At 61.5% G+C, this 24253-nt stretch carries 23 protein-coding genes; 19 read left to right on the top strand and 4 right to left on the bottom strand.

What is annotated here, in order from left to right; all coding sequences use genetic code 11:
- Positions 1-3: 3 nt before the first annotated feature.
- The 10 genes from KPG71_RS17270 to KPG71_RS17225 all read left to right on the top strand — a co-directional run bounded on the left by KPG71_RS17270 (position 4) and on the right by KPG71_RS17225 (position 12463).
- Positions 4-1011, top strand: coding sequence for a hypothetical protein (locus tag KPG71_RS17270; RefSeq protein ID WP_216339628.1), 1008 nt, complete (start codon positions 4-6; stop codon positions 1009-1011).
- Positions 1012-1067: 56 nt separating this feature from the next.
- Positions 1068-1655 carry a sulfite oxidase heme-binding subunit YedZ gene (locus KPG71_RS17265; RefSeq protein ID WP_216339627.1) on the top strand — a complete coding sequence of 196 codons (588 nt, stop codon included), beginning with the start codon at positions 1068-1070 and terminating at the stop codon, positions 1653-1655.
- Positions 1656-1876: 221 nt separating this feature from the next.
- Positions 1877-2803 carry a glycosyltransferase family 2 protein gene (locus tag KPG71_RS17260; protein ID WP_216339625.1) on the top strand — a complete coding sequence of 309 codons (927 nt, stop codon included), beginning with the start codon at positions 1877-1879 and terminating at the stop codon, positions 2801-2803.
- A 1-nt stretch (position 2804) separates the two neighbouring features.
- On the top strand, positions 2805-3773 hold the full coding sequence (locus KPG71_RS17255) for a lysylphosphatidylglycerol synthase transmembrane domain-containing protein (RefSeq protein ID WP_216339623.1): 969 nt from the start codon (positions 2805-2807) through the stop codon (positions 3771-3773).
- Between the two features lie 3 nt (positions 3774-3776).
- Positions 3777-5225: an FAD-dependent oxidoreductase gene (locus KPG71_RS17250; RefSeq protein WP_216339621.1), complete on the top strand. Its 1449-nt coding sequence runs from the start codon at positions 3777-3779 to the stop codon at positions 5223-5225.
- A 3-nt stretch (positions 5226-5228) separates the two neighbouring features.
- Complete coding sequence (locus KPG71_RS17245) at positions 5229-5984, top strand: polysaccharide deacetylase family protein (RefSeq protein WP_216339619.1); 756 nt, start codon at positions 5229-5231, stop codon at positions 5982-5984.
- 217 nt (positions 5985-6201) lie between these two features.
- Positions 6202-7572 (top strand): nucleotide sugar dehydrogenase, encoded by a 1371-nt coding sequence (locus KPG71_RS17240; RefSeq protein ID WP_216339618.1) that lies wholly within the window; start codon positions 6202-6204, stop codon positions 7570-7572.
- A gap of 251 nt (positions 7573-7823) precedes the next feature.
- Entirely contained in the window at positions 7824-9572 is a 1749-nt protein-coding gene (locus KPG71_RS17235; protein WP_216339616.1) for a type I secretion system permease/ATPase, read from the top strand.
- A complete protein-coding gene (locus tag KPG71_RS17230) occupies positions 9569-10882 on the top strand; it encodes an HlyD family type I secretion periplasmic adaptor subunit (RefSeq protein ID WP_367397378.1) in 1314 nt (437 codons plus the stop codon). Before KPG71_RS17235 ends, KPG71_RS17230 begins: the two co-directional genes overlap by 4 nt.
- Before the next feature lie 171 nt (positions 10883-11053).
- Positions 11054-12463 carry an efflux transporter outer membrane subunit gene (locus KPG71_RS17225; RefSeq protein WP_301182915.1) on the top strand — a complete coding sequence of 470 codons (1410 nt, stop codon included), beginning with the start codon at positions 11054-11056 and terminating at the stop codon, positions 12461-12463.
- A gap of 5 nt (positions 12464-12468) precedes the next feature.
- Here the strand turns inward: KPG71_RS17225 and KPG71_RS17220 are convergent, their stop codons facing one another.
- Positions 12469-13131 (bottom strand): rhomboid family intramembrane serine protease, encoded by a 663-nt coding sequence (locus KPG71_RS17220; RefSeq protein ID WP_216339611.1) that lies wholly within the window; start codon positions 13129-13131, stop codon positions 12469-12471.
- A gap of 303 nt (positions 13132-13434) precedes the next feature.
- Between KPG71_RS17220 and KPG71_RS17215 the strand changes: the two genes are divergently transcribed.
- Entirely contained in the window at positions 13435-13650 is a 216-nt protein-coding gene (locus KPG71_RS17215; RefSeq protein WP_216339610.1) for a hypothetical protein, read from the top strand.
- Positions 13651-13826: 176 nt separating this feature from the next.
- Here KPG71_RS17215 and KPG71_RS17210 read toward each other — a convergent pair whose 3' ends face one another.
- Positions 13827-14429 (bottom strand): sugar transferase, encoded by a 603-nt coding sequence (locus KPG71_RS17210; protein ID WP_253196340.1) that lies wholly within the window; start codon positions 14427-14429, stop codon positions 13827-13829.
- A gap of 938 nt (positions 14430-15367) precedes the next feature.
- Here KPG71_RS17210 and KPG71_RS17205 point away from each other — a divergent pair.
- The 4 genes from KPG71_RS17205 (at position 15368) to repC (ending at position 20071) form a co-directional block, all read left to right on the top strand.
- The gene (locus tag KPG71_RS17205; RefSeq protein WP_216339606.1) at positions 15368-16225 is read left to right on the top strand and encodes an ExeA family protein; all 858 of its coding nucleotides are present in this window, start codon (positions 15368-15370) and stop codon (positions 16223-16225) included.
- Positions 16226-16490: 265 nt separating this feature from the next.
- Complete coding sequence (gene repA / locus KPG71_RS17200) at positions 16491-17669, top strand: plasmid partitioning protein RepA (RefSeq protein ID WP_073036513.1); 1179 nt, start codon at positions 16491-16493, stop codon at positions 17667-17669.
- Between the two features lie 2 nt (positions 17670-17671).
- Positions 17672-18664 carry a plasmid partitioning protein RepB gene (gene repB / locus KPG71_RS17195; RefSeq protein ID WP_216339604.1) on the top strand — a complete coding sequence of 331 codons (993 nt, stop codon included), beginning with the start codon at positions 17672-17674 and terminating at the stop codon, positions 18662-18664.
- A gap of 207 nt (positions 18665-18871) precedes the next feature.
- Positions 18872-20071: a plasmid replication protein RepC gene (gene repC, locus KPG71_RS17190; protein ID WP_216339603.1), complete on the top strand. Its 1200-nt coding sequence runs from the start codon at positions 18872-18874 to the stop codon at positions 20069-20071.
- Between the two features lie 142 nt (positions 20072-20213).
- Here the strand turns inward: repC and KPG71_RS17185 are convergent, their stop codons facing one another.
- Together KPG71_RS17185 and KPG71_RS17180 are read right to left on the bottom strand one after the other, a co-directional pair.
- Positions 20214-20966, bottom strand: a complete 753-nt coding sequence (locus tag KPG71_RS17185; RefSeq protein ID WP_253196338.1) for a metallophosphoesterase — start codon at positions 20964-20966, stop codon at positions 20214-20216.
- A 145-nt stretch (positions 20967-21111) separates the two neighbouring features.
- Positions 21112-22170, bottom strand: a complete 1059-nt coding sequence (locus KPG71_RS17180) for a tyrosine-type recombinase/integrase (RefSeq protein WP_216339601.1) — start codon at positions 22168-22170, stop codon at positions 21112-21114.
- Between the two features lie 22 nt (positions 22171-22192).
- Between KPG71_RS17180 and KPG71_RS17175 the strand changes: the two genes are divergently transcribed.
- The 4 genes from KPG71_RS17175 to KPG71_RS17160 all read left to right on the top strand — a co-directional run.
- A complete protein-coding gene (locus KPG71_RS17175; RefSeq protein ID WP_216339599.1) occupies positions 22193-22414 on the top strand; it encodes a type II toxin-antitoxin system CcdA family antitoxin in 222 nt (73 codons plus the stop codon).
- 12 nt (positions 22415-22426) lie between these two features.
- Positions 22427-22720: a CcdB family protein gene (locus KPG71_RS17170; protein WP_216339597.1), complete on the top strand. Its 294-nt coding sequence runs from the start codon at positions 22427-22429 to the stop codon at positions 22718-22720.
- 257 nt (positions 22721-22977) lie between these two features.
- A complete protein-coding gene (locus KPG71_RS17165) occupies positions 22978-23931 on the top strand; it encodes a DUF1403 family protein (RefSeq protein ID WP_216339594.1) in 954 nt (317 codons plus the stop codon).
- Positions 23928-24253 (top strand): SMC-Scp complex subunit ScpB (locus KPG71_RS17160; protein WP_216339592.1); only part of this gene is annotated, 326 nt, incomplete at its 3' end. The genes KPG71_RS17165 and KPG71_RS17160, both read left to right, overlap by 4 nt.

Genomic DNA, 24253 nt, shown 5'->3' with positions numbered 1-24253 from the left:
TCGATGGTGCGGGTGCTGTCCATAAACGCTCTGCTTCTGGCAATCCTGCTGGTCCTGACAGAGGCGATGCTGACTTGGCTGGTTGCACGCGGCGAGCCTACAGGTATCGGCGCGCTGGACCGCCTCGCCCGGAAGCTCTATTGGGCGAATGTGTCTTACGTTCAATACGAACCCGACTGCGCAAAACACGACCGGGAACTTGGCTATACATTGCGGCCGGGCAAATGCAATTTTTCAAATCGCGGATTTTCGTCAGAACTCTTTGTGAATTCCGCCGGTCTTCGCGACGACGAAACGTCATTGGAGGCACCGGAAATCATTGTGCTGGGCGACAGCCACGCCATGGGCTGGGGCGTCAATGAAGGGCTGAGTTTCGCCGATTTGATCGAACTGGAAACCGGCAAAAAGACACTCAACGCAGGTGTATCCTCCTACGGTACGGCCAGAGAGTTACAGATGCTCTCCCGGCTGGATACGAGCAACATGAGCACCGTGGTCCTGCAGTATAGTGACAACGATGCATGGGAAAACCGAACGTTTCTCGCTTCCGGCACACTCAATGCAATGTCGAAAGATCACTACGAAGCCCTCGTGGCAAGCAACGCCACTGCCCGCAATGGGTTTGGCCGTTACCTGTTCACACTTGTGAACGAAATCGTCGCCCGCTTCGGGCTTGTTGATCAAGCCGACGCCGAAGTGATGCCGTTGCAGGAAATGAAAGACCCTGATGTCCTGATCGGGATATTGTCACAATGGGACTGGGGGAGCGCTCCGCCACAATTGATCCTGTTCGAAATTAACACCGGCGGCAGAGGAGGAAACTTCATGAAGGTCCTGTCGGAGTCGCCGAAACTGGACAAACTCGGATCGAAAGAACTCGATCTGACATTGTTGAATATCTCAAGCATCCTTGACCCCGAAGACTACCTTTTCCCCGACGGCCATTTGACGCCTGAAGGACATCGGAAAGTCGCCGCCGCTGTCGTGAAAGCACTAAGCCCGGAAAATTGACATTCAATTCGATGTTTAGAATGTTTGCGCGTAAAGACTTTGTTTGGATAGATATCATGCGAAAACATCTTGGCCAGTTGTTAAATAATACTTGGGCCTTCTGGGCGGTTCTCACACTGCCGATGATATGGATTATCTATAAACGCTATGTTTTTCACGTCCCCGGCGGGCACCTGTTTTACTGGACCGGTGTATTCGGTGTGTGGTTTCTGTTGATCAGCCTGGCCGTCACGCCTTTGAGACGTCTTTTCAAAGGGGCCGAATGGGTCCGGTGGCTGCAAAAGCGTCGTCGCCATATCGGGGTGGCAGCCTTTTCATATAGCGCCATACACACACTTTACTGGCTGCAGCAGGCGGGAGGGATGTTGCCAATACTTCGGAGTTTTACCGAGCCTCTCGTCCTCTTCGGTTGGATCGGTCTTTTCATCTTCACGGCTATGGCGATTACCTCCAATGATCGGTCCGTCCGCGAGTTGGGAACCACATGGAAGAAAATACAGCGTTGGGTATATCTGGCGGCTCCCCTGGCGCTTTTGCACTGGTTCATGGCAGAGGATTACCGGCTTAAGACGGTCGTCATCTACAGCAGCCTGCTTTGTTTGATCGTGGCGGTCCGTATGATGCCAAAACCTCACAAATCGTAAAAGAACTTGATATTTTTCAATAATGAAGTGGTCTTAGCAAACAGGTGAAAATGTACGAAACTTGACCTCGGATCGTTCGAATTTAGCCAAATTTACAAGTGATGTTCAGGTTGCGTATGATCGACTGACATGCGCCGATAACGGCTGACGCGGTCTGAACGCCTCTTTTCAGGGGGTCGGAGAAATTTGAATATATTGGAAACAAAGGGTCTTTCGCCTCAATGGATAAACTGACAGAGACAGCCGAACCGGTCGGCGCCTCGCTCGAGGAGGTGGCGCTACCCGATACCGCGGGCATGGAACTGAGCGTGGTCATTCCTGCCTACAACGAGGAAAACGCTGTTCGCGGAACGGTCGAGGATGTCCGCGCCCATCTTGCACCGCTTGGCATCCCCTACGAGATCATCGTGGTCGACGATGCCAGCCATGACAATACCCGCGCCGAGGCCAAGGCCAGCGGCGCGACCGTGACCTATAACGACGTCAATTCCGGGTATGGCGCCAGTCTCAAGCGTGGCGTGCGGATGGCACAGTATGACTATGTCGCGATCCTCGATGCCGACAGCACCTACCCGGCGCGCTACCTGCCCGAAATGCTGGCAATGTGCCGCGATCAGGACATGGTGGTGGGCGACCGGGGCTCAGCGATGAAGAACGTTCCGCTGATGCGCCGGCCGGCCAAGAAATTCCTGTTCGCCTTCGCGTCGTTCCTGGCCGAGCGCAAACTCAAGGATCTCAATTCCGGGCTTCGTGTTTTCCGCAAATCCGAACTGATCCCGTTTCTGCCGCTGCTGCCGCAGAATTTCTCTTTCACCACCACGATTACGCTTTGCATGAGTTCGAACGGCAAGCGGATGATCTACACGCCGATCGAATACGGAAAACGGGTGGGCAAATCCAAGATCCGGCCTGTCGATTTCCTCAACTTCATCATTCTGATCCTGCGCATCAGTACGCTCTTCAACCCGCTCAGGGTGTTCATCCCGCTGGGGCTGGCCTTCTTTGTGCTGGGCTTGCTGAAAACCATTTATGACCTGACTCAGTGGAACCTCAGCGAAACGGCGGTCTTCTCGTTCCTGGCCGCCATCATGATATGGTCGCTGGGCCTGATCGCCGACATGATCTCGCGGCTGCATCTAAGGCCCTGAGGTGACCGCTTCGCCCTCTCCTGCCTCCGCCCGGAGGCGCTGGATCATCCGGGCCGCAGGGTCCGCCGTTTTGTTGGGCGTGCTGTTCTGGCTGTTGCCGGTGGACGAGGTGATGGCCGCGCTGAAGGCGATTCCGCTCACTGTGTTCTTACTGGTGCTGGCGCTGTTTCTGGCCGCCCATGCCGGGGCCGCGCTGAAATGGTGGCTTCTGCTGGGCCGCGGGATGCCGCCCATGCTGGCAATTCGGGCCCATTACGCGGGGCTGGCCGCCAATCTGTGCCTGCCGGGGGCCGTGGGCGGCGATGCCGTGCGGGCCGGGCTCGCACAGGCCGCCATGAAAGACGGTGCGCGCGTGGTGGCCGGGGCCACCGCCGACCGGCTGATCGACATGATCGCCCTGCTGACGATCGCCTGTCTCGGTCTGGTCCTGTCCTGGAACACCGGCGCGTCAGGAGGGCTGGTGATCCAGGCCGCCGTGATCCTGGCGGCGGTGCTGGCCGGTATGCTTGCCCTGCCCCGCCTGTTGCCCCTGCCCTGGCGGATCGCCCCTTCCCTGCCCGGTCGGGCCTTTGTCGACCGCCTGGTAGCGTCGTTTGCCGCGCTTGGCCGCGATCCCGCAACCCTGATCATTGCCTTTATGTCCTCGATCGCGATCCAGCTGCTGCTGGTCGGGCTGGCCTGGGGGCTGGCGGTTGCTGCGGGCGCCGATATTGCTCCGGGATACTGGATTTTTGCCTGGCCGCTGGCCAAGATAATTGCCGTTTTGCCGGTATCCCTGAATGGGCTCGGCCTGCGCGAGGCGACCCTGGCGGCCTTGCTGGACCCGTTCGGCGCCGATCCATCCGTGATCGTCGCGGCCGGGCTGATGTGGCAAGCCGTTCTGTTCGCCGCAGGCGGGCTTGGGGCGCTGGTGCTTGCCCTGTCGGGCGGGGCCAGGGAACAGAAGGCGCGAGCCGGAGAGAAAGGGTAGCACGTGACAGATTCCTCACGGTCGGACGCAAGTTCGACCAAACCCCATATCATCATCCTGGGCGCCGGACCGGCAGGCCTGGCGGCGGCGCATGTGCTGACCCGCAACGGTCAGGCGCGGGTCAGCGTGATTGAACGCGCGGACCGGGTCGGCGGCAATTCGGGCTCTTTTCCGGTCGAAGGCGTGATCTGCGATTATGGTTCGCACCGGTTCCACCCGGCGGCCGAGCCCGAGGTTCTCGACGACGTGAAATCCCTGCTGGGCGAGGATCTGCTGCTCCGGCCGCGGCACGGGCGGATCCGGCTGGGCGGCAAGTGGATTCATTTCCCGCTGAAGCTGTCCGATGCCCTGCTGCGCCTTCCCAAACCTTTCGCCCTGTCGCTGATTGGCGATATGGTCCTGAAACCGTTCCGCAGGAAAGCCAGCGGCCCGGCCACGTTTTCCAGCGTGCTCTATGACGGGCTGGGGCCGACGATTTCGGAGAATTTCTACTTTCCCTATGTGCGCAAGCTCTGGGGGCTTGACCCTGACAAGCTGGCCGTCACCCTGGCCGAACGGCGGGTCGGCAGCGGGTCGGTCGGAAAGATCCTGATGAAGATGTTGCGCCTGATGCCGGGGCTGCGCAGCGAAACCGCAGGGCGGTTTTTCTACCCCCGCCGGGGCTTCGGGCAAATCTCGGAGGCGATGAAGGACAGGGCCGCCGCAGCCGGTGCCGAATTTCTGTTCGACACGGAAATCACCCGGATCAACCGCGACGGCAACCGGATCACCGGCCTGACGATCCGTGACGGCGAGACCGAAAAACAACTGTCCGGCGACCTGATCCTGTCAACCATTCCGTTGACCGGCCTGACCCGCCTGATCGACGAACCGCCTGCCGAGGTGGTCGAGGCCGCCCGAGGAATCCGCTTCCGGGGTATGATCCTGCTTTATCTGGTGCTGGAAACCGACCGGTTTACCGAGTTCGACGCGCATTACTTTCCCGAGCTTTCGATCCCGATCAGCCGGATGTCCGAGCCCAAGAACTACGCCGCCCGGAGCGAGCCCAAGGGCGTCACGGTGCTCTGTGCGGAACTGCCCTGCGATCCGGGTGAAAAATGGTGGGACATATCGGACGAAGAGCTGGGCCGGGAATTTACCGGCTGGCTGAACCAATTGGGGCTGCCGGTCGATGTCCCGGTGCGTCGCTGCGAAACCCGGCGGCTCAGCCATGCCTATCCGGTCTATGACATCGACTATCACGCCCGGTTCGATGTGGTGGATGACTGGCTTTTGGGTCTTGATGGAGTGTTGGTCTTTGGCCGGCAGGGGCTTTTTGCTCATGACAACACCCACCATGCCTTTGCCATGGCCTATGGCGCGGCCGAATGCATCGATTCCGCGGGGCAGGTCGATCGTGCCAGATGGGCGCGCTACCGCGAGATCTTCGCCACTCATATCGTCGAGGATTGAAAGATGCCCGCGGGCCGGATCGACATCCTGATGTACCACTCGATCTCGGACGCTTCGGGGCCCACCTCGATTGCGCCCGATGTGTTTTCCGCGCAGATGCGGGCACTGGCCGAGAGCGGCCTGCCGGTGATCACCGCCGATCAATTGACCGCCCCGCCCGGTGGGCGCTCGGTTCTCATCACCTTTGATGACGGGTTTTGCGATTTTGACGAAACCGCCTGGCCGATCCTGCGCGATCACGGGTTTGGCGCAATTGTATACCTGCCCTCGGGATGCGTGGGCGGAGCCGAGAACTGGGCCGGTAGCAACACTCCGCCGCGCCCGCTGATGGGCTGGAAGCGGATCGAAACGCTGGCCGCCGAGGGCGTCCTCTTCGGTGCTCATAGCGTCACCCACCCCGACCTCTCGGCATTGCAGCCCGAGGCGCTGGAAGACGAGGTGGTTCGTTCGGGCCGTGATATCGGCGCGCGCCTTGGCCTGCCAATCCGCCATTTCGCGCCGCCTTACGGCTCGGCCAGTGCAGCCGTGCGCCGCTGTATCGCGCAGCATTACACCACATCGGTGGGCACGCGGCTGGACGTTGCCGGACCGGGGGATGACATCCACGACCTGCCTCGGCTCGAGATGTTCTACTATACGGATATCGCCCGCTGGCGCTCCCATCTGGCTGGGCAGGGAAAACCCTATCTGATGGCCCGCAGGACATTGCGCCGCCTGCGCCAGATCGCGCGTCCGCCTATGGGTTTCGGGTCGCCATGACCTGAAAAGAACCGGCATCTTTCCCACGCAGGTGGTGAACAATTCGGCGGTCCGGCCATAACTGCCTCTGATCCGTGAACAGCGGGTCCCGGTCTGCGGCATTTTCAAAAAATTTGTTGGCTTCGACACATGTTCCATCTTATCGATTGAAAGGGCCGGTTTTTTTCCGGAAATCCGTTGATTGAATTATTTTAGCTTCAGAGTACCAGAGCGCGGCATGAATTATGAACCCTCACACCACCTTCCTGTTGGCCGGCGCATCGTTTCGCGCGAGGCGCGGGTCGCGGTTGTGGGTCTTGGCTATGTCGGGCTGCCCCTGGCCCTGACCGCACATGACGCGGGGTTCGATGTGACCGGTGTTGACCTCGATCCGGAGCGGGTCGCGCGGATCATGCAGGGGGCGCAGGTGATTTCCTATCTCGCGCCCGACCGCATTTCCGGCGCGGTTGCATCCGGGCGGTTCCGCGCCACGCAGGACAACGCGGCCCTGTCGGAGGCCGATGTCATCCTCATCTGCGTTCCCACACCTCTCACCCCGGATCAGGAACCGGACATGCGCTTTGTCAGCGCCGCCGCCAGGCAAATCGCGCCGCATCTCCGGCAGGGGCAACTGGTCGTGCTGGAAAGCAGCGTCTGGCCGGGCGCGACCAGCACCCTGGTGCGCCCGCTCCTCGAAGCCGGGGGGCTGACGGCAGGGCGCGATTTCTTCCTTGGGTTTTCTCCTGAACGCGAAGATCCCGGCAACAAGACATTCGATACCCACAACATCCCCAAGGTGGTCGGCGCGGACGATCCTCAGTCGCGCGAGCTGATCGAGGAATTCTACCGTGCTATCATCACCCGTGCGGTGCCCGTCAGCTCCTCGGCAACAGCCGAAGCGGTGAAACTGGTCGAAAACAGCTTTCGCACCGTCAATATCGCGCTGGTCAACGAATTGAAGGTCGCGCTTGACGCAATGGGAGTGGACATCTGGGAGGTGATCGACGCCGCGGCCACCAAACCCTTCGGATTCATGCCCTTCTATCCCGGCCCCGGCATCGGCGGCGCCTGCATTCCGGTGTCCCCCGCCTACCTGTCCTGGCGCGCGGCGGATGTCGGCTCGGCCACGCCGCTGATCGACCTTGCCCGTCACAGCAATGATTCCGTCCCGGCGCTTCTGGCCGCCCGGATCGCCGCCGGGTTGGTCGCGCGCACGCGAGCGACCGCGAGCGACCCTCAGACCCCGCTCACCGGGCAGCGCATCCTGCTGGTCGGAATCGCCTACAAGCGCGATGTCGAAGATACCCGCCGCAGCCCGGCGCTGGTGCTGCTTGAACAGCTGGAAAACCTGGGGGCGGAAGTCGATTATCACGACCCGTTCTTCCCGCGCCTGCCCGCTGGCGGGGAATTCCCGGCACTGGCGGGCCGGCAATCCGTGCCGCTGACCCCCGAGACCCTGGAACGCTACGCGGCCATCGCCGTCATCACCGACCATAGCGCCCCGGACTATCAGTTGATCGCATCGCATGCGGCGCTGATCTTTGACAGCCGCAACGTCTTCGCCCGACAGGGCATCACGGTAAGCGATGACAGACTGATCAAGGTCTGAACCATGCCGGACCAAGGCTGGCGCCCCCTGCCAACCTGTTTCAATCCATGTGCACTGTGCCGAGACGGGAGCCGTTGATCCTGTGTCCTGTTCAGCAAAAGAACGCTATAACGACAGGCAAGGCTTCTGCAGTTTCAGGTGGATCAGCGGAACAACGCGTAGAAACGCAAAACGTCAGAAATTGTTTCCATTTCCGCAGCAATTAGTATTGTTGGTCAAAATTGGGAAAAGCCACAGGCTTTGGGGCAAGTATGACAACTGAAGACAAACCGGGGCTCCCTGAGCTTCAGGCGGCGCGTCGCAAGGGGCGTGGGCTGTTGTTCTGGGCTTTCGTGTTTTCGATTTTCGTCAATATCCTGATGCTGACCGGCCCGCTTTACATGTTGCAGGTCTATGATCGGGTGCTGGCGTCGAAATCGGTGGAAACGCTGGTGGCCTTATCGCTGCTAGTGACGATGCTCTATGCGCTGATGGCGGTGCTGGATTATGCCCGCGGGCGGGTGATGGCGCGGATCGGGGCGCGGTTCCAGACGGCGCTGGATGCGCGTGTTTTCCGGGCGACGCTGCAACGCTCGGCCAACCCGCATGAGCGCCCGGCCTGCACCGCCGTTCTGCGCGATCTGGACGCCCTGCAAAACCTATTTGTGTCGCCGGTTCTGATTGCGGTCATGGATATTCCCTGGACGCCGCTGTTCATCGCCGCGATCTTCATTTTCCACCCTGTCCTGGGCTGGGTTGCTCTGGCCGGGGGGCTGATCATCGTGGTTCTGGCGCTGCTCAACCAGGTGGTCACCGCCTATCGCGTGCGCATGGCGCAGATCGCGACACAGCGCGCCCATGCCTTTGCCGAACAAACCCATGAGGCCAGCGAAGTCGCGCTGAGCCAGGGCATGCATGACAGCCTGCTGACCCGCTACAAGCGCCTGCGCAACCTGGCGCTGCGCGAAAGAATGAACGCCAATGACTGGACGGGCATCTTCACCTCGCTCACCAAGGCGTTCCGTCTGTTCCTGCAATCCGCGATCCTGGGCCTCGGCGCCTATTTCGTGTTGCAGGGCGAATTGACGCCCGGCTCGATGATCGCCGGGTCGATCCTGTTGGGCCGCGCCCTCGCCCCGGTCGAGCAGGCGATGGGTAACTGGCCCGTCCTGCAACGGGCGCGCGCCGGGTGGAAAACGCTGGAGCGCTTCCTGTCCGCCGTTCCGCTTCCCGACGAACGCACCGAACTGCCGGTGCCCGGTTCGTTGTTGCAGGCCAAGGGGGTCACGATCATGCCCCCCGGCGCCAGGAAACCCACCGTGCGCTCCGTCTCCTTCACGCTGGAGCCGGGCCATGCGCTTGGTATCATCGGCAAAAGCGGTTCGGGCAAATCCAGCCTTGCGCGGGTGCTGACGGGGTATTGGCCGATGGCCGCGGGCGAGGTCCGTCTTGGCGGCGCAACGCTCAATCAATACGACCCGATGCATCTGGGCCGCCATATCGGTTACCTGCCGCAAACCGTCAGCCTGTTTGCCGGAACGATCTCGGAAAACATCCGGCGCATGTCGCTGGAGTCGGATTCCAAGGGCGTGGTCGAGGCCGCCAAACAGGCCAACGCGCATGAGATGATCATGCAATTGCCCAACGGGTACGATACCTATCTCGACGGCAACGAAAACCAGCTTTCCGGCGGTCAGCGACAGCGGATCGCCCTCGCCCGTGCGCTCTATGGCGATCCCGTCCTGTTGATCCTGGACGAGCCGAACTCGATGCTGGATGCCGAAGGCTCGAACGCCCTGAACCAGACCGTCAAGCGCTTCAAGGAGCGCGGCAAGTCGGTGATCATCACCACCCACCGGCCCGCCGCCATTGCCGAATGCGACATGCTGATCGTCCTCGACAAGGGCGCGGTCGTTGCCTTCGGCCCGCGTGACGAAGTGCTGGCCAAGACGATTGCGGACCCACGCAAGCCGCGTCTGGCGACGGCACAGCCGGACAAGTCGAACAAGGTGGCGATGTGAGCGGCGCACAGATGGATGAAGACCCGAAATGGAAAGGGACCTTGCCCCTGACTGCCGGTATTCTGGCGCTGGTCGCGCTGGTGGGGGGGCTGGGCCTGTGGGCGGTTCGGGCCGAACTGTCGGGCGCGGTGGTCGCGCCGGGGCAGGTCAAGGTCGAAACCAACCGTCAGGCGGTGCAACATCCCGAAGGCGGTGTCGTGGGGGATTTGCTAGTCAAGGACAGCGATCGCGTGGACGAGGGCGACATCCTGATCCAGCTTGACGGTCGCCGCCCCAAATCCGAGCTGAGCATCGTCGAGGCCCAGTTGCGCGAACTCGCGGCGCGCAAGGCCCGCCTTCAGGCCGAACGCGACAATGCCGAAGAAATCGCCTTTGATCCCGCTCTGGTCGCTCTGGCCGCCTCCCGGCCCGAGGTCGGCAAGCTGTTGCAGGGCGAACGCACGCTGTTCCAGTCGCGCAATGAATCGCTTGAGCAGGAGATCAGCCTGCTCAACGAACAGAACCAGCAGATCGAGGACCGGATCGCCGGGCTGCAGGCGCAGCTCGATGCGCTGAACGAACAGGCCAGCCTGACTCAGGACGATCTGGATTCCGAACAGCAACTGCTGGATCAGAATCTCACACGCGCCTCGCGGGTCAGCGAACTGATGCGCGAACTGGCCGGGCTGAAAGGCCAGATCGGGCGGCTCGAGGCCGAGTCGGCCGAATTGCGCGGCCAGAAAACCAGCAACGGGATCGCCTTGCTGCAGCTTGAAACGCAGCGCCGGGAAAATGCGGTGTCGCTCCTGCGGGATCTGGAATTTCGCGAAATCGAACTGTCAGAGCGCCGGTTGAGCCTGCAGGACACCATCTCCCGGCTGGACATCCGCGCGCCGGTTGGCGGGATCGTCTATGGCCTTCAGGTCTTCGGTGCGCAATCGGTCGTGCAGGCGGCGCAGCCCCTGATGTATATCGTTCCGCAGGATCAGCCCCTGGTCGTCTCCGCACGGGTCGACACCATCAATATCGACGAAGTCTATGCGGGACAGGAGGCCTCGCTGCAATTCTCGGCCTTCGATCAGCGCGAAATCCCCGAACTCAAGGGCGCGGTGCGCAGCCTCTCGGCCGATGTGCTGCGTGACGAGGCGACGGGCGAAGCCTATTACTCGGTCGAGATCGTCCCCGACAGCTCTGAAATCACCAAACTGCAAGGCCAGACGCTCTTGCCGGGGATGCCGGTGCAGTCCTTCATCCAGACCGGCGCACGCTCGCCCCTTACATACCTGATCGAACCGATGGCCAGCTTTTTCCACCGCGCATTCCGCGAATAGGGCTGCCAAAGCCGGCTGACGCAAATGCGCAACAGTCTTTGCCAACCTGTGCAAACCTCACAAGGCCGTGGAAAAATTGCCGAATTTCTGTTAACTTTTCCCGAAGGACCGTAAAAAGATACGCAAAAATGCGTGCGATAAGGTCCGCGAGGCAGAGAACGAGCAGACACCATGCGTATTTTATATTGCGCGTGCGCGGGATTGATTTTGTCGGCATGCACTGTCGGCCCCACGTACCAGCCGCCAGAAATGGACCTTCCCGACCGCTATTCGCTGTTGGCGCCGGTCAGCAAGGCCAGCCGCGCCGATCTGCACTGGTGGCTGGATTTCAACGACCCGGTCCTGACCCGTCTGGTCGATACCGGAATGCAGGACAATCTGAGCGTCGCCGAGGCCCGAGAGAGGGTTCGCGAGGCCGAGGCCGTCCTGCGCCGCGACAGCGTTGCCGTGACCGGCGACCTCACCGCCAGCGCGCGCAGCAACTCCAACAGCCCCGATACCGCCTCGGGCGAGCTTGAGGCGAATTTCGGTCTGGCCGGGCGCACGCAATGGGCCAGCCGCGCCGCACGCCAACGGCTTGAGGCCGCGCAACTGGGTGAAACCGAGGCCCGCCGCCTGCTTTTGTCGGAACTGGGAACGGCCTATGTCCAGATGCGTTTCCTGCAGCGCAGCCTCGAAACCCGGCAACAGGATCTGACCTCGCGGCGGCGCACCCTGCGCGACATGCGCACCATGCTCGACGCAGGCGCGGCGACCCAGCTCGATGTGCTGCGCGCCCGTGCGCTGGTCTCTGAAACACAAACCGAAGTGCCCGATATCCAGGCCGGGATCGTCGCACAGCGCAACCGTATTTCAACCCTTCTGGGGCAGCCGGTGGGACAGCTTGGGGTCGATCTGGGCTATCAGGGCCGCCAGCCGCTTCCGCGTGGCGGGGGCGATGCCAGCGTGCCCGCCGATCTGCTGCGCGCCCGTCCCGATATTCGCATGGCCGAACGGCGCTATGCCGCTGCGGTGTCCGATCTGGGCGTCGCCGAAGCCTCGCGCTATCCCAGTTTGAACCTCAGCGGCCTAGTGACCGCACCCCTGAAAAGCGGGTCATGGAACGAAGGTATCGTGGCGGGACTGACCATGCCGGTCTTTACCCAACCGGCGCTGGCAGCTTCGGCCGATGCGGCTGAATCGCGGGCGCAACAGGCTTATCTGCAATGGCGTCAGAACGTCCTGACGGCGGTGGAAGAGGTCGAGAATGCCCTCGCCCAATTACAGGCGGCACGCGATGCCGTCGGCTCGACCCGCGAACTCGTCTCACTGAACCAGCGCTCGCTCGATCTGTCGCGCCGCCTGATATCCGATGGTGGCGATGCAACCGTGCTCGACGTGATCGACCGGGAACGCTCCCTGTCATCCGCGCGCGCCAGACAGGCGGGCGCGCTGCGCGACCTGTCGCTGGCCTATATCGACCTGCGCGTGGCTCTTGGCATCGGGCACGAGGAAATGAGCCGCGATCGCTTGTCCGCCGACGCCGGACAGGTCAGCCGCGCAGCGGTAACGACAGCGGCAATGGGTGTGGTCGCCGAATAAGGGCCTCAGCCCTCTGATGCGCCCATCCGGGGCGTCATGAACACAGCCATGACCGCCCCGGCCAGAAACCCGCCAAGATGGGTTTCCCAAGCCACCGCGCCATCCGTGCCGACATACATCACCACGTTCAGCAGGATCAGAACCCCCACCGGCCAGGCAAAGTTGACAGCCGTCAACAGGATGCCAGCCCCCTGCCTGACGGTCAGAACCACGTTCCAGACGATCAGCGCCCCCGCCAGCCCGAACAGCGATCCCGAGGCCCCCACCATCGGGCGAAACCCGCTGGAGGCCAGCAGCGCAAACACCACCCCGCCCAGGATCGCAGAGGTGGCATAGATCGCCATGAACCGCCATGGCCCGACGCGGTAGATCACGGCATTACCCAGGGAAACCAGGGTGATCATGTTCACGACCAGATGCACCAGCCCGCCATGCAGGAACGCGTAGCTGAGAAACATCAATACTGGCTGCGCCTCGTAGTTCGGATGCCGGCCTGCCAACAGGTCAGGCCAGAACGCCCCGAACTGATAGGCCAGCGCCCGCCAATGCGCTGTCCCGACCAGCCCCCAATCCGCCGCCTGCAAGATCAGCTCGATCGCCGCGCAAGGCAGGACCAGCAGAACAAGGGCAAGCGGCAGGAGGCCCGGATAAGACTGGCTATGCGACATGGCCCCCGATTCTCAGATCCTGCGTGCGATGGCACGATCCATACAGGCGCGCGGGCGAAAGATCATTGGAAAATAGTAAGTTCGCGCCCGATGCGAACAAAAACCGCGCAGGATCAGCAACCCGGCGTATCTGCCTTTCATCGTGGCGGAAATGTGGCGCTCAAGCGGCAGCGATAAGGCAAAAATGCACGTTAAACACGAAGTCGCCATTGTTTTTATTGAATTTGCCCACATTTGTCGTCTTTTATGTAACACGTATAGCGGTATACCCTCAGCTATACGTTCGTCACGGAGGCTGCCAATATGCTCGCATTTGTTCTTGTCGCCATGTTCGCTGGAATGATGACAAGTATTGCCACCCTGATGCTCGGGTCGTCGATCTGGGCAGCGCTGGCCCTCTATATGGTCAGCGGAACCGGGATTTTGCTTCTGGTTCTGGTGAGGGCATTCATCTGCAACATTGTGAGTGACCTGCGCGGTGCCGGCCACAGCCCCGTAAACGTCAGCGAAAGCAACTGAAGCTCCATTACCGGCAGATATCAGGCTGGGACGCCATGCGCGACTCTTGCGGGCTTTTGCATCCGGCAAGCGCGATACGTGCCGCGCCGTGGGGCATTTTCAAGATTCAGAACAAACCAAGGCCGCCTGGAGCATACGCCTCAGACGGCCTTGGCTTAACCACACAGTGAGTGGTGTCAACAACCTGTTGCGCGCAGGACAACGCCGATTGTTTGCCCCAGCACCTTCAGATCGGTGCCAAGGCTCATGTCATTGTAGTACTGAGCATCGAAAGAGGCGCGGTCCGCGAACGATGATTTGTTGCGATCCGAAATCTGCCAGTATCCGGTAACGCCGGGACGCATGTCGAAATAGGCGACACCAGGATACATCTGGCGTTGATCGAGCATCATCGGGCGCGGGCCGACCAGGCTCATGTCGCCGATGACGACGTTCCAGAGTTGCGGCAATTCGTCCATCGAGCTTTTGCGCAACGCACAGCCAAGCCGCGTGGTGCGCGGGTCATGGGCCAGTTTCTGTTTGTTACTCCATTCGGCGTGCGCTTCGGGGTTGGACTCCAGATACTGCTGAAGCCGCGTATCCGCGTCATGCACCATGCTGCGCAATTTCCACATGCGGAATGCGCGGCCATTTCTGCCGATACGCTTTTGCGAATAGAATGGATTGTGACCATCCAGCGCCACGAGGATCGCCAGAAACAGGACGACCGGAACCACGATGGGCGCCAACATGAGAACGAAAATCAGGTCGAGAACGCGTTTGAAAATACGGCTGTACATACTGAAGGAACGATGGGTTCCCCGGCCCGAAATCACGATACGCGGATGAGCGGGGATAGCGTTGAAATTCTTACCAATATCTTTGTCTTGTATCGTCATAATAATAACCAATCCCTGAATATCCCCGGCATCGGAACCTAAAATTCACTCACAAAAACCAACGACTGGCGTAAAAACTTGCCAGGGGACGATCTCATTTTACTGCTCGGGATTAACAGTTTTTTATATAGGCTTTAGGCCACTTATTTTGAATTAGCTCAAAGCTAACATTGTGAAATCAGTTAATCAAAGGTTAATGCATGAAATACATGCACAGGCGGAAATATAATCCGCCATCACAACTTTGAGTAGCCTTATCGTTCACAACCTGAAACAAAACTCACCCTGCCTGCCGATTGTGTTCTAAATAAGGCGCGCAATTCGGACCCTTCTGCGCAGTCCAGAGAGCAGGGGCGCGAATCAACCCGGTTTACGGTGGCCTGCGCCCCGTGACATGAAATCACCTTAGTGCCGTCGCCATGTCGTCAAAGGTGTCGCTTACTCCCCAGGATCGGACACACCCTGCGTGAGGCACGGCATATCCGTGCCTTGGGCTTTCGAGGTGCGGAAAGGATGATCAGGACCCCATGTTACCGGAGAACCTATTCACCCTGTGGCGCAAACGGGCCGGCAAGTCGCTCCAAAACTCGGAGACACAAGCCGGGGGGCGTGTTGTAGCATTCAAAGAGAACAGGAAGAGCCCGGAACCGGCGCCATCCGGCGAACTTCGCGGTGACCCTCCCGTTTTTCAAAGCGCCCAGACCGACAAGGCGCCCCTGCCCGAAAATGCGGCAAGTTCAGAGAGACCGACCGTCAAGACCTTGGCAGTCAAGGGCAAATCGTCAAAACTTATCCTTAAAGCGGTGGATGAGATTCGTGATTCAAGTTACATCAACCCCATGAGCGGTACGCTGAACATATACACACGGCATTTCGGACTGAATGCACGTCCATTCACTTTGGTGCCGGACCCCGATTTCCTGTTCTGGTCGCCGGCACACGTCCGGGCGTTTACCATGCTGGAGTACGGTACGCTGACCGGATCGCCGATCACCCTGATCACCGGCGAGGTCGGCGCAGGCAAGACCACGCTGCTGCACAAGTTCCTCAAGAGGATTGGCGAGGATGTAACGGTTGGCCTGGTTTCGAACGCGCATGGATCACGGGGGGAGTTGCTGCGTTGGGCGCTGATGGCGCTGGACCAGCCCGCCGATCGCGACGCCACCTATGTGGATCTGTTCGACACCTTTCAGAAATACCTGATTTCGGAATACGCCCGAGGTCACAGGGTGGTCCTGATTTTCGACGAGGCGCAGAACCTGAGCATCGAGTCGCTCGAAGAACTGCGGATGTTCACCAATATCAACTCCAACAAGGACGAGCTGTTGCAGCTTGTGCTTGTCGGTCAGCCGGAACTGCGCGACATCATCCATCGCCCCGAACTACGGCAATTCGCACAGCGAATCGCAGCCAGCTTTCACCTGAGCGCGATGGATGAACGCACGGTGACGGCCTATATCGGGCACCGGCTGCGCGTGGCGGGGGCCCGCAAGAACCTTTTTGCCGAGGCCGCCTGCCGCCTCATTTACGAACAGACCGGGGGTGTCCCCCGTCTGGTGAACCAGCTTTGCGACCTTTCGATGGTCTATGCGTTTTCGAAGAACCAGAAAACGGTCACCCTGGCGACCGTTGAAGACGTTCTGGCCGATGGTGCGTTCTTCGCAGCGGGCGCGTTCCCGCAAGAGCCGGTCACCTAGCGCGAAACGCCTGAAGCTGCTGTATATCGACGTCGGGACAGGCCTCCTGCCCGCTTGGCGCGGGCCCGTACGCGGTGTCGAAAATCATCCTTGAAACATCGAAAATACGGGGCGCATGTCGGAACGGGTCTTGTGCCCGGCCCTGTCCTCACCACAAGATTGTGAATAAGTCCTTGTCAGAATCGGAAAATCCGGTCATTTAATTACGGTAACAAACGAATAAAACGCGATTTTCCGTAACAAACGGAAAACGGATGAGGACAGAATGGCAGTGGATCAGACCCGCATCGACGCGCTGATCGGAGATCATGCAAGCAAGCTTTCCGAGCGGCTGCAGGCGCATCGCGCCCAGCTTTTTCCGCCCAATGCGCGCAAGGAATTGCGCCGCTTCACTTCGGGCGAGGCGGCCGACCTTCTGGGCGTGAACGACGCCTATCTGCGCAAGCTCCATCTCGACGGCAAGGGCCCCTCCCCCGAGGTGCGCGGCAACGGGCGGCGCTATTATTCCACCGCAGATATCCAGGCCCTGCGCGAGTTTCTCGAAGACGGCGCCAAAAGCCCCGGCACCTACCTGCCGGGCCGGCGCGAGGGCGATCACCTTCAGGTCATCACCGTGATCAACTTCAAGGGCGGGTCGGGCAAAACCACCACCTCGGCCCATCTGGCGCAGAAACTGGCGCTCGATGGCTACAAGGTGCTTGGTGTCGATCTGGACCCGCAGGCCAGTTTCTCGGCGCTGCACGGCTATCAACCGGAATTCGACCTGCTGGATGGCGGCACGCTCTACGATGCGATCCGCTATGAGGACCCCGTGCCGCTGCGCGAGGTGATCCAGAAGACCTATTTCACCAATCTCGACATCGTGCCGGGCAATCTGGATCTGATGGAATTCGAGCACGACACCCCCCGCGCGCTGGCGCAACGGGATGGTAACCTTTTCTTCACCAGAGTCGGCGCCGTTCTGGCCGAGGTCGAAGGGGAGTATGACGTGGTCGTGATAGATTGCCCGCCGCAGCTGGGGTTCCTGACCATGTCGGCCCTGTCCGCGGCCACCGCCGTTCTGGTCACGGTGCATCCCCAGATGCTCGACGTGATGTCGATGTGCCAGTTCCTTCTGATGACCTCCAACCTGCTGGGCGTGGTGTCCGAGGCCGGGGGCGATATGTCCTATGACTGGCTGCGCTATGTCATCACCCGCTACGAACCCGGCGACGGGCCGCAGAACCAGATGGTCAGCTTCATGCGCTCGATGTTCGGGGAACACGTCCTGAACCACCCGGTGCTGAAATCCACCGCGATTTCCGATGCCGGGATCACCAAGCAGACGCTTTACGAGGTCGAGAAAAGCCAGTTCACCCGTTCCACCTATGAGCGGGCGATGGAATCCCTCAATGCCGTCAACGGCGAGATCGAGGGCCTCATTCAGCAGGCATGGGGGCGCTAACCATGGCACGCAAGAATCTTCTCAAGGGATTGATGGAAGAGGCCACCAGGGCCCCTGCCCCGTCCGAGCCTGCCGAGTCCGGCGAAGACACCCGCGTCGATCCCGCCCGCCCGCGCTACAAGGGTGGCGCCATCGGCGCTGTCAGCCAGTCCATCGCCGAACTCAAAAGCCGGTCGGTCATCGAGATCGACCCGCATCAGATCGACGCCGGAGGGCTGACCGACCGGCTCGATGACGATGACGGCGATCATCAGGCGCTGGTCGAGTCGATCCGCGAAAGCGGTCAGCAGGTGCCGGTTCTGGTGCGCCCCCACCCCGGCGACGAGGGCCGCTATCAGATCGTCTATGGCCGCCGTCGGGTTCTGGCGCTGCGCGACATCGGCCAACCGGTCAAGGCGCTGGTGCGCGATCTGGACGATCGGGAATTGGTGCTGGCTCAGGGGCAGGAAAACGCCGCCCGCAAGGATCTGAGCTTTATCGAAAAGGCCAATTTCGCCAGACAGATGCGAGATTTGGAATATGATCGCAAGGCGATCTGTGCCGCCCTGCATGTGGACAAGACCGTGATCAGCCGCATGTTGTCGGTGATCGACCGCATCCCGATCGACGTGATAGAGGCCATCGGCGCCGCCCCGTCCGTCGGGCGGGATCGCTGGATCGCCCTGGCCGAGCTTCTGGATGGTGAAAACGGCGCCACCCCGGACGAGGCCGTGGCCCTCGTCAACCTGTCCGGCCCCGCCGACAGCTCCGACAAGCGGTTCGAGGCGCTGATCAAGGCGCTCACCCTGCCCCGCCGCCGCGCGCAGGAGGATCGCCCGAAACCCGAGAAAAGCAAGCTCAGGGGGGCCGACGGCGCCCCCATCGGCCATGCCACCCACAAGGAAAACGCCACCGTCCTGACCCTGCCCCACGATACGGCGGACGGGTTCGACAAATGGCTGATCGACCATCTTTCAGATATTCACCGTGACTGGCTGAACCGTCGCGGGGAATAGCCGTTTTACGGCTTCAACGAGGACCAGAGCAGAAAAAAGACAAGGAGGCACGAAAGGACAGGACGAAAAGGAAAGAGCCCCCCGAGAAAACTTCCCGAGAGGCCCTTGGTTCGTGATTAAGCACCTCTGAATCTAAGGTCTCAGGTTGGCGGCTGTCAACTGGCGTCGGACTCCGGCGGGCGAAAAAGTTTTGTCTCGTGATAAGCTATGGACGTTTTGACAACGACGCCCTTTGGGCAGCGGCCGGTTTCGGCTGCTTTGATGAAACATGCGCAGGCCGCTCAGGCGCAGCCCGCCATTCCCCATATCAACAAATGGGAACTGTTCCGCGAACTCTGCACTGCCAAGGCCGCCTTCGGCGTGTCCGACCGCGATCTGACGGTGTTGAACGCGCTTCTGTCCTTTCACCAGGAAACCAGCCTGTCGGACAATGACATGCTGATCGTCTTTCCCTCGAACGCCGCCCTGGGCGAACGGGCGCACGGCATGGCCGAAAGCACCCTGCGCCGGCATCTGGCCGTTCTGGTGGAGTCGGGTCTGATCCTGCGTCACGACAGCCCCAACGGCAAACGCTACGCCGTGCGCGGCGCCGATGGCGACCTGTCGCGCGCTTTCGGCTTCGATCTGCGCCCACTGCTGGTCAAGGCCGAGCAGATCACCACAGCCGCCGCCGAGACCCGCGCCGCGGCCGAGCGCCTGCGCCGGATGCGCGAAGAACTGACCCTGATGAAGCGCGATGCGATCAAGCTGGTGGCCTACGGGCAGGACAATGCCCCTCACAGCGCCTGGGAGGCCCTCCAGAGCCGCCTTCTGACCGTTCACAAGGCTATGCGCCGCAAACTCCCCCTGGACGATCTCCAGAGCCTCCTGGCAGAACTACGCGACGTGCTGGCTGAAACGCAACGCCGTTTGGCCACTGAGTCAGAAGAAATGAGCGGCAGTGACAGTGAAACTGAGCGTCACCATCATAATTCAAATAAAGACTCTCATGAATCTGAACTTTGCCATGAAAATGGCCAAGGCGGCGGGGGTAGCGCTCCTGATCCAGATGTCGAACCTGCTGAAACGGAGTCTAAAAAGCAGGTAAACCTGCCGCTCGCTCTGGTCACCAAGGCTTGCCCCGATTTGCAGCCCTACATGCAGGATGAAATCCGGACATGGCATCAGTTGATCGAAGGGGCCGCTTTCGTTCGTGGCATGATGGGCATCAGCCCCGACGCCTGGCTCGAAGCGCAACGTGCGATGGGGCCGGAAAACGCTGCGATCACCGTGGCCTGCATCCTGCAACGTGTCTCCGAGATCAACAGCCCCGGCGGGTATCTCAGGGCCCTGTCGCGCAAAGCGCAGGATGGCGGTTTCTCACCCGGTCCGATGGTTATGGCGTTGCTCAACACCGGGGCTACGTAAGGCGATTATTGCAATGTTAGAGCCGTATTCGGCTGATCGGTTGGCTGTGATGGCGATTGTTGACAGCTGTCAACTCTTGGGCTGGAGGGTGTCTTCCAGGGCAAAAGTTGACAGCTGTCAACTCACCGCCCTGCCCTGCCCGTCAGGTCGACAGGAACCGCACATGCCCCGGCTCGATGATCGCCGCCGTCAGACGGCCCGTCTGGAACGCCCCGGTATCAATCCCGATCCGCCCATCGCGGAATTCCGGGGCCGTGCGGATGAAGTGCCCGTGAACGACCCACAGATCGTCCTTTCGGGGTGTCGAGAACAATTTGGAATGACCCCACAGCAATCCATGCCCCCTACGCGGCTCGATTGGCCGTGTGGGATTGCCCCCGGCATGGCTGGCCACGATATTCCCGTTCCGCCAGATCAAAGGGCGACGGGCGATCCAGTCCAGCAGTTCCCCCCCTGCCCTGTCGCGCAACGCAGCGCTCAGTTGTTCGGCGCTGCTCCCGTCGTCCGGGTCGATCCCGAAACTGCGCAAGGTCTCCCGCCCGCCATTGCGCGACCAGAGCGGCCATTTGCTGTCGGGAAGCTGCAGGAATTCGATCATCATCGCCTCGTGATTGCCCATCAGGCAAACCACCTCGCCGGGCCCCCTGCCCTGTTCGAGTTCCAGCAGCCGGCGCAAAACCTGCGCGCTGTCAGGCCCGCGGTCGACATAGTCGCCAAGACAAACCACAGGCAAACCCGGCGCTTCGGTCTCGAGCTTGTCCAGAAGCGTCTCAAGCAGATCGTCATGGCCGTGAATATCACCAATGGCGGCAAAGCTGTGGTCCGGGGCAATCGGCGCCGAGAAGCGAGACCGCCGTTTTCCCAGCCGGGTTATGAAATCCTGAATCATCGCCATGACTACAGCTTTAAGGTGTTTGAGGACTTCGGCAAGGGGTGGCGTGTTATTTGCGCGCCGTTAACAGACCGTGCGGGAGTTCATGGCGTTTGCGGCACCAAGGGAAACGCGACAGCCATCGACGCCGCGAAAAGCCTGATGCGTGTCACAACCCCGCCGCCTTGGTCAGGTTTACGCGGAACCGATCCCGCCTGCGTTGATAGCGGCGGGTCATTTCGGCGGAGGCGTGGCCGAGGTGTTTCTGGACATAGCGTTCGTCGACCTCGGCGGAACTGGCGAGACCGGCGCGGAGGGAATGGCCGGAGAACAGCCGCAAGCGGTCTTTCTCGGGGAGGTCGGCGCGGATGCCGGCGGCGAGGACGGTTTGCTTGATCAGGCGGGCGACGTGTTTGTCGTTGAGGCGGGTTTCCAGGGCGCGTTTGCCATCGCGGGAGGTGCGCACAAAAACCGGGCCGAAGTCGATCCTGGCGAAGTGCAGCCATTGTTCGAGCGCGTGAACCGGGCAGGTCTGATCGGTTGATCCGCGGCCGATCTCGACCTCGCGCCAGCCGGTTTTGGCATTGAGCGTGAGCAGGGCGCCACCCTCGAATATCCCGATCCAGCCGCCGGAGTCGGGCGTGTCGTCCTTGCCGACATCGAGGCTGACGATCTCGGAGCGCCGCAGGCCCCCGGCATAGCCGATCAGCAGGATCGCGCGATCCCGCAGGCCCCGCAGATCGTGGGGCAGGGTGGCCAGCATGGCGAGGATGTCCTCGGCGCCGATGGCTTCTTTCTGCACGGGGGGGCGGGCGTGTTTGCGCTTGATCCCGGCCAGCACGGTGGCGATATGGCGGTTCTTACGGTCGAGCGTCAGGCCGCGCTGCGCGTAATTCCAGACGAGGCCGGAGAGGCGGCGCTCGATGGTCGAGACCGAGAGGGCAGGGGCGTTGCCGCCCGGTGCGGCCAGGTCCGCAAGGTAAAGCCCGATCATTTCCGGCGAGGGGGGCAGGGGATCGGTGCCCTTCAGACGGCACCAGCGGGTGAAATGCGCCCAGTCCCTTGCATAGGCTTTCAGCGTGTTTTCGGAAGCGGCGGCGCGGGCATAGTCGCGCGCGGTGTCCACCAGCCGATCCAGCGTGCCCGACCCGGCGACATGGGAGGGCAGGGCGATGTCGTCAGCCTCCTCTTGTTTTGGGGAGGCGTGAGGATTATACTCCTTTGACATGCGTATTCTCCGGGAGGCTTCTATGGGGCGAGTCAAGGTCAATCTGACGCTGGACGCGGACGTGGTGGAAACGGCCCGGTCGCTGGGGCTGAACATGTCGCGCCTTGCGGAAGCGGCGATTTCCGAGGCCGCCAAGGTGGAACGCAACCGGCGCTGGCGCGAGGAAAACAGCGCGGCGATCAGCGCCTATGCCGACGAGGTGGCGCAAGAGGGCCTGCCCCTTGCGCGGTACAGAAGTTTCTGAGGCGCGGCCCTGATGGCGCAATTCGATCTTTACCGGCTGAGCGGCGGGCAGCTTGTGGTTGACCTGCAAACCGATCTGATCGGGATCGAGGCGTCGCGCGTGGTGGCCCCATTGCGCGAGGTTGGCCGATACGCGGCCTTTCCGGGGCTGACGCCGACGGTCGATTTCGACGGGGCAGAGTGGATCGTACGGGTTCAGGAACTGGCCGCCGTTCCGGGGGCGGAGTTGCGCGACGTCGTCGGCTCGTTGTCCGGGCATCGGGATGCGTTGACGCGCGCGCTGGATATCCTGATCGACGGGGTGTGAGGGGGAGCGGGTGAAAGCGCGCCGATCTCTCTGGTCGATCTGAGCCGCGGTGAACATATCAGACGGGGCTGAAGCTGATTTCCCGGTCCTTGGCGGCATCTTTTCCCTGATATCCTGCGCAAAATGGGGCTGTGATGTAGCCTAATCCATTTACGTCCGATAAGGCAATATTATTGGACATAATTAGGAGCGCCAAGGTGGGGCGGTTTGCGCATCATATTGTGGACGAAAGCGCCGTGAGAGACTAGTGTTGTGGCATGACATACCAATCGGCCACGATCTCCGACGACCTAAACATCCTACCGCAGCTGCCGGGCTGGGTCACGTCCCGGTGTGCCGAAACCCTTGAAACTGTGGCCTTTCGGTCAGGGGCCGCGCTGATGGTGCTCGACCAATTGATCGGCGATCCCAGGTATGGCGTACCGGTGAAACTGCTGGCCAACCGGCTGGCGCTCAGTGCCGCGACGGCGACCTCGAAATTGGAAGGGCGGCTGGCGCGGGAGGCCGATATTCGCGACGCCTGGCACCTGACGCCGCCGGGCGAGGCGAGGGGGCCGGATGGCGATCTGCTGGCGTTCTGGCGCGAGGCTGTGCGGTGCCGTTCCGGTGGGGTCGGTGACATCGCCGACTTGATTGGTGCGGAGTTCGCGGGCGACGTGAGTGTCTGGCTGAACGCCGGGCAAGAACGCGCCCGGACTCATGGGCCTCTGGCGGGCTGCGGGGCTGTCCTGCGTGCCGTGCTCGATGTCGACGATCGGGCGGAGCGGGTTGCCTGCTTGCTGTCCGATATCGTCCTGGCGCGGGCGCTGAACTGGAAGGTGGTGCTGCCGGTTACGGCGCAGCGGCTCAGCAAGGGGATGCTGCGCGATCTGACAACGAGCGGGCAGGGGGCCGAACTGGCGGTTCAGGCGCGTTTCCTCGAATCCATCGAGGACGCGATCCGGCAGGCGCGGGACTTGGCGCGCCGGGCCGAGGCACTTCGCACCGTGGCCCCGAAGCTGCGAGCAAAAGGATCGGAAGCCGCTGTCGATTTGTTCCTGACCGAGGATGCCGTGGCGCCGGCCTCGATGCTGTCGCCGCGCATCCGCGGAACGTCGATTCCGATGACGGATCGTGCCGCGCGCCGCTTTTGCGAACGGTTGGTCGAACTGGGCGTGGCGAGGGAGCTGACCGGGCGGGCGACGTTCCGGCTCTACGGGATTGGATCATGACAACAGCGACCCGGAAACGGAAACCGGCGGATGAGGGCGGCGCCGTCTTTGACCGGGAGCTGAACGACCTGCCGCCGGAGTTGCGCTGGCGCGAATGGATGGGGCGGATCGAGGCGGTGCTGTTTGCCAGCGCCGCGCCGGTCGGGCGCGAGGATCTGGCGCGGGTGGTGGGGCAGGGGGCCTCGGTCGAGGTGCTGATCGAGGATATTCAGGCCGAGTTGGGAGGCCGCCCCTATGAACTCGCGCTGGTGGCGGGTGGCTGGATGTTCCGGACGCGACCGCAGTTCGCCGAGGCGATCAAGGCGGCGACCGATCTCGGCGA

This window comes from Roseovarius sp. PS-C2, assembly GCF_018862045.1.
Taxonomy (GTDB): domain Bacteria; phylum Pseudomonadota; class Alphaproteobacteria; order Rhodobacterales; family Rhodobacteraceae; genus Roseovarius.
The sequence above is the reverse complement of the archived record's forward strand: the minus strand, read 5'-3'. Positions and strand labels throughout refer to the sequence as shown.

Coding starts and splice junctions, on each gene's coding strand:
- KPG71_RS17270 (WP_216339628.1), top strand. CDS start 4: ATGGTGCGGGTGCTGTCCATAAACGCTCTGCTTCTGGCAATCCTGCTG.
- KPG71_RS17265 (WP_216339627.1), top strand. CDS start 1,068: ATGCGAAAACATCTTGGCCAGTTGTTAAATAATACTTGGGCCTTCTGG.
- KPG71_RS17260 (WP_216339625.1), top strand. CDS start 1,877: ATGGATAAACTGACAGAGACAGCCGAACCGGTCGGCGCCTCGCTCGAG.
- KPG71_RS17245 (WP_216339619.1), top strand. CDS start 5,229: ATGCCCGCGGGCCGGATCGACATCCTGATGTACCACTCGATCTCGGAC.
- KPG71_RS17240 (WP_216339618.1), top strand. CDS start 6,202: ATGAATTATGAACCCTCACACCACCTTCCTGTTGGCCGGCGCATCGTT.
- KPG71_RS17235 (WP_216339616.1), top strand. CDS start 7,824: ATGACAACTGAAGACAAACCGGGGCTCCCTGAGCTTCAGGCGGCGCGT.
- KPG71_RS17225 (WP_301182915.1), top strand. CDS start 11,054: ATGCGTATTTTATATTGCGCGTGCGCGGGATTGATTTTGTCGGCATGC.
- KPG71_RS17220 (WP_216339611.1), bottom strand. CDS start 13,131: ATGTCGCATAGCCAGTCTTATCCGGGCCTCCTGCCGCTTGCCCTTGTT.
- KPG71_RS17215 (WP_216339610.1), top strand. CDS start 13,435: ATGCTCGCATTTGTTCTTGTCGCCATGTTCGCTGGAATGATGACAAGT.
- KPG71_RS17210 (WP_253196340.1), bottom strand. CDS start 14,429: ATGTACAGCCGTATTTTCAAACGCGTTCTCGACCTGATTTTCGTTCTC.
- KPG71_RS17205 (WP_216339606.1), top strand. CDS start 15,368: ATGAGCGGTACGCTGAACATATACACACGGCATTTCGGACTGAATGCA.
- repA (WP_073036513.1), top strand. CDS start 16,491: ATGGCAGTGGATCAGACCCGCATCGACGCGCTGATCGGAGATCATGCA.
- repB (WP_216339604.1), top strand. CDS start 17,672: ATGGCACGCAAGAATCTTCTCAAGGGATTGATGGAAGAGGCCACCAGG.
- repC (WP_216339603.1), top strand. CDS start 18,872: ATGGACGTTTTGACAACGACGCCCTTTGGGCAGCGGCCGGTTTCGGCT.
- KPG71_RS17185 (WP_253196338.1), bottom strand. CDS start 20,966: ATGGCGATGATTCAGGATTTCATAACCCGGCTGGGAAAACGGCGGTCT.
- KPG71_RS17180 (WP_216339601.1), bottom strand. CDS start 22,170: ATGTCAAAGGAGTATAATCCTCACGCCTCCCCAAAACAAGAGGAGGCT.
- KPG71_RS17175 (WP_216339599.1), top strand. CDS start 22,193: ATGGGGCGAGTCAAGGTCAATCTGACGCTGGACGCGGACGTGGTGGAA.
- KPG71_RS17170 (WP_216339597.1), top strand. CDS start 22,427: ATGGCGCAATTCGATCTTTACCGGCTGAGCGGCGGGCAGCTTGTGGTT.
- KPG71_RS17165 (WP_216339594.1), top strand. CDS start 22,978: ATGACATACCAATCGGCCACGATCTCCGACGACCTAAACATCCTACCG.